The sequence below is a fragment of the Kitasatospora sp. NPDC091257 genome (assembly GCF_044757675.1).
In the GTDB taxonomy this organism is placed as follows: Bacteria; Actinomycetota; Actinomycetes; order Streptomycetales; family Streptomycetaceae; genus Kitasatospora; species Kitasatospora lactacystinica.
In genome coordinates this window covers 1-4,051 of record NZ_JBIVVI010000861.1, presented here as the reverse complement: position 1 = coordinate 4,051, position 4,051 = coordinate 1, and the positions used below count along the sequence as shown (strand labels likewise).

At 74.7% G+C, this 4,051-nt stretch carries 1 protein-coding gene and 2 pseudogenes; 2 read left to right on the top strand and 1 reads right to left on the bottom strand.

Features of this window, described 5'->3' with window-relative positions; translation table 11 throughout:
• Positions 1–453: pseudogene (locus ACIQOV_RS30955) on the bottom strand (histone deacetylase); the annotation flags it as partial.
• 548 nt (positions 454–1,001) lie between these two features.
• Between ACIQOV_RS30955 and ACIQOV_RS30950 the strand changes: the two are divergent.
• Positions 1,002–3,020: pseudogene (locus ACIQOV_RS30950) on the top strand (non-ribosomal peptide synthetase); the annotation flags it as partial.
• Positions 3,021–3,330: 310 nt separating this feature from the next.
• A complete protein-coding gene (locus tag ACIQOV_RS30945; protein ID WP_401053939.1) occupies positions 3,331–3,975 on the top strand; it encodes a class I SAM-dependent methyltransferase in 645 nt (214 codons plus the stop codon).
• The last annotated feature ends 76 nt before the right edge of the window (positions 3,976–4,051 follow it).

The window sequence follows — 4,051 nt, the reverse complement described above, 5'->3', positions numbered from 1 at the left end:
GGTGGGGGCGTTGAGATCGGCGCCGGCCACGCCCCGGGAGGCGGTGAAGGTCAGCAGCGGGTGGCCGTCCGACTCGCCGACGTGCAGCAGGGTTTCGTAGCGGCCCGGGCCCAGCTCGGCGCGCCCGGTGGTGAGCGCCGGGACGAGGTCGAGGTCGGTGCCGGGAGGCCGGCGCATCTCCTGGGCGGCGATGTCGCTGAACTGACCGACCGTCACCAGATAGGCACGGCACGGAACTTCGCCGACGGTGGCCGGATCGTAGAAGGCCGAGCCGCCGCCCCAGGTGAGCGAGTGCCCGGCGAAGTAGAGCGTGCCCGGCAGCACGGTGGCCACCGCCCGGCGCGGCGGGCGCGGATCGCGGCAGCCGGGCTGGGTCCGCGCCCCGCCGTCCGGGCGCCCGCCGCGCAGGTAGCAGGCGAGGCGGGCGGCGTGCAGGTTCGAGCCGTACGCCACGTACCAGACGAGCGCGCTCCCGTTCCGGCCGGCGGCGCTTGTCCGCGGCCCCTCGTCCTCGGCGCAATGCCCGGCCGATTCCCGGCCCGAGGGGTCCTTGCCCGGCCCGCTCACAGGAACGAGCCGCGGAGAGGTGTGCGAAAGGATCCCACACGAAGATGTGAAAACCGTGAACAGTCCGATGATCCGACCAGAACCCCCCAATCCGGTAGCGACCCCCTCGCCACCGGTAGCGTTCCGGACGCCATGGTGTTCACCACCCTTCCCCCTCCCGTCGCGCCGTTCCGGTATTCGGCGATTACTCTTCACCAGCGGAAATGAGCGAAAACCCGCGAAATGTCATTCGATTCATACCGTTGCTGTTCCCATGTGGCATCGATGATGAGAATTCCCTTTGATCGAACCTTCGCTGCATCCAGCCGACTCCCCGCAGAGTCATGGTGAGTGGGCGCCCTCCCGCAGGTGACAACCGGGTCACCCGGCGTCACACCCGTACACCCGTACACCCGTACGCGCCCCCAGGACCCCGGAGCCAAGGAAACCCATCCATGGACGCACGCCACGACACGGCCGGCCCAGGCACGCTGCACCGCCCCCACCAGGGCCCCGCGGCCGGCTGGCCGGTGGCCCAGGCCGCCCACCCCCGCAGCCTGCTCGACATCGTCGCCGCCACCGCCGACGCCCACCCCCACGCGCCCGCGCTCGACACCGGCGACACCGTCCTCGACTACCGCGCCCTGCTCCACGAGGTCGACACCCTCGCCGGGCAACTGGCCGGCCACGGCATCGGCCGCGGCGACCGCGTCGGGATCCGCATCCCCTCCGGCACCGCCGACCTCTACATCGCCGTCCTCGCCGTGCTGCGCTGCGGCGCCGCCTACGTCCCCGTCGACGCCGACGACCCCGACGAGCGCGCCGGGATGATCTGGCAGGACGCCGCCGTCTGCGCCGTCCTCGGCCCCGGCCGCGGCCTCCACCCCGGCGCCGCCGCCCACCCCGGCGGCCGCCCCGCCCGGCCCGGCCCCGCCGACGACGCCTGGATCATCTTCACCTCCGGCACCACCGGCCGCCCCAAGGGCGTCGCCGTCACCCACCGCTCCGCCGCCGCCTTCGTCGACGCCGAGGCCCGCCTCTTCCTCACCCACCGGCCGCTCGGCCCCGGCGACCGCGTCCTCGCCGGCCTCTCCGTGGCCTTCGACGCCTCCTGCGAGGAGATGTGGCTGGCCTGGCGCCACGGCGCCTGCCTCGTCCCCGCCCCCCGCGCCCTGGTCAAGGCCGGCACCGACCTCGGCCCCTGGCTCGTGACCCGGCGCATCACCGCCGTCTCCACCGTCCCCACCCTGCTCGCCCTGTGGCCGCAGGAATGCCTGGACGCCGTCCGCCTGATCATCGTCGGCGGCGAGGCCTGCCCCGCCGAACTCGTCGAACGCCTCGCCGTCGACGGCCGCGAATTCTGGAACACCTACGGCCCCACCGAGACCACCGTCGTCGCCACCGCCGCCCGCCTGCTCCCCGGCGAGCCCGTACGCATCGGCGCCCCCCTCGACGGCTGGGAGATCGCCGTCGTCGACCGGGCCGGAAACCCCGTCCCCTGGCACGCCAGCGGCGAACTGCTCATCACCGGCGTCGGCACCGCCCGCTACCTCGACCCCGCCAAGGACGCCGAGAAGTTCAGCGCCCACCCCGCCCTCGCCTCACCCCGCGTCTACCGCAGCGGCGACCTCGTGCGCAACGACCCCGAAGGCCTCGTCTTCCTCGGCCGCGCCGACGACCAGGTCAAACTCGGCGGCCGCCGCATCGAACTCGGCGAGATCGACGCCGCCCTCCAGGCCCTGCCCGGCATCCGCGCCGCCGCCGCGGCCGTCCGCAGGACCCCCGCCGGCGCCGACCTGCTCGTCGGCTACCTCGTCGCCCACCCCGGCACCACCCCCGACCTCACCACCGCCCGCCACCGGCTCCTGGAACGCCTGCCCGCCCCGCTGGTGCCCGTCCTCGCCCTCGTCGACTCCCTGCCCACCCGCACCTCCGGCAAGGTCGACCGCGGCGCCCTGCCCTGGCCGCTCGCCACCACCGGCACCGCCCCCGCCGCCCAGGCCCTCGACGGCACCGCCGGCCTGCTCGCCGGCCACTGGGAACGCCTGCTCGGCACCACCCCCGGCCCCGACGACGACTTCTTCGCCCTCGGCGGCTCCAGCCTCACCGCCGCCCACCTCGTCTCCGAACTGCGCACCCGTCACAACGGCGTCTCCGTCGCCGACCTGTACGCCCACCCCGTCCTCGCCGACCTCGCCGCCCACCTCGACACCCTCACCCCCACCACCGCACCCGAGGACACGGCCACCACCACCGCCGTCCGCGGCCGCGCCGTGCGCCGCACCCCCCGCAGCGCCGGCCTCTGGCAGACCCTCCTGCTCCTCGGCATGTTCTCCCTCGCCGGACTGCGCTGGATCCTCGTCCTGATCGCCCTCGACAACCTCACCGGCAGCGACCTCGCCTGGGCCCCCCACAGCTCCTGGTGGCCCGTCGCCGCCGGCCTGCTCCTCCTCTACAGCGCCCCCGTCCGCCTCCGCCCACCGCACCAGCCGCGGCACCAGCCTGCTGCCCACCGAACCCGTCGCGCCCGTCACCAGGATCGTCGCCATCGTCCGCCTCCTCCAGGAGAGTTGATCACCTTCGACACCCACCACCCTGCCCGCGCCCCGAGCGGTGCGGCAGAGACCTCCCGATCCAGGGACCGCCGATCCCTGGCTGGGGGCCCTGGCGCTCGCACGGCCCCGGGCGCCCCCGGCCCGCGCGCCACCGGCCCCGGGCGCAGGGCCGGCCGGGGCCGGGGGAAAAGCGGTCGCGCTCCCGGCGGGCGCGCCGTAGCGTGCGCGCGTGGACGACGAGAATCCGAAGGAAGTGGTCCGGCGCGGGTACGACGTGCTGTCGGAGCACTACGAGCGGGCATTCGGCAGCGGGACGAAGTACGGACCGTGGATCGAGGAGTTGCTCGGCCGGCTCCCCGGGGCCGCAACCGTCCTGGACCTCGGGTGCGGCACCGGGGTTCCCGTGGCCCGGTCCCTGGTCGCGGCGGGTCACCGGGTGACGGGGGTCGACATCAGCGAGGTCCAGATCCGCAGGGCCCGGCAGCTCGTGCCGGGCGCCGACTTCATCCGCGCCGATGCCACGACCGTGGAGCTTCCCCGGGGCCGCTTCGACGCCGTCGTCTGCCTGTACGCCCTGATCCATGTGCCGGTGGAGGAACAGCCGGCCCTGCTGGAGCGGATCGCCCACTGGTTGCGGCCGGGAGGCTGGTTCCTGAGCACCACCGGGCACCGGGCCTGGACCGGGACCGACGAGAACTGGCTCGGCGGCGGGGCCGCGATGTGGTGGAGCCACGCCGACGCCGCCACCAACCGCGGGTGGCTCGTGAGCGCCGGCTTCGACGTGGTCCACGAGGAGTTCGTGCCCGAGGGCGACAGCGGCCACGTCCTGTTCCGGGCCCGGCGCCGCGGACACCCACCGCACGCCGACGGGTGACGGCGTCCGTGAGCGGGGGACCGCCGGTCCCTGGTGGCGGCGGGCTCCGGCGGGCCATGCTGGGGGCATGATCGAC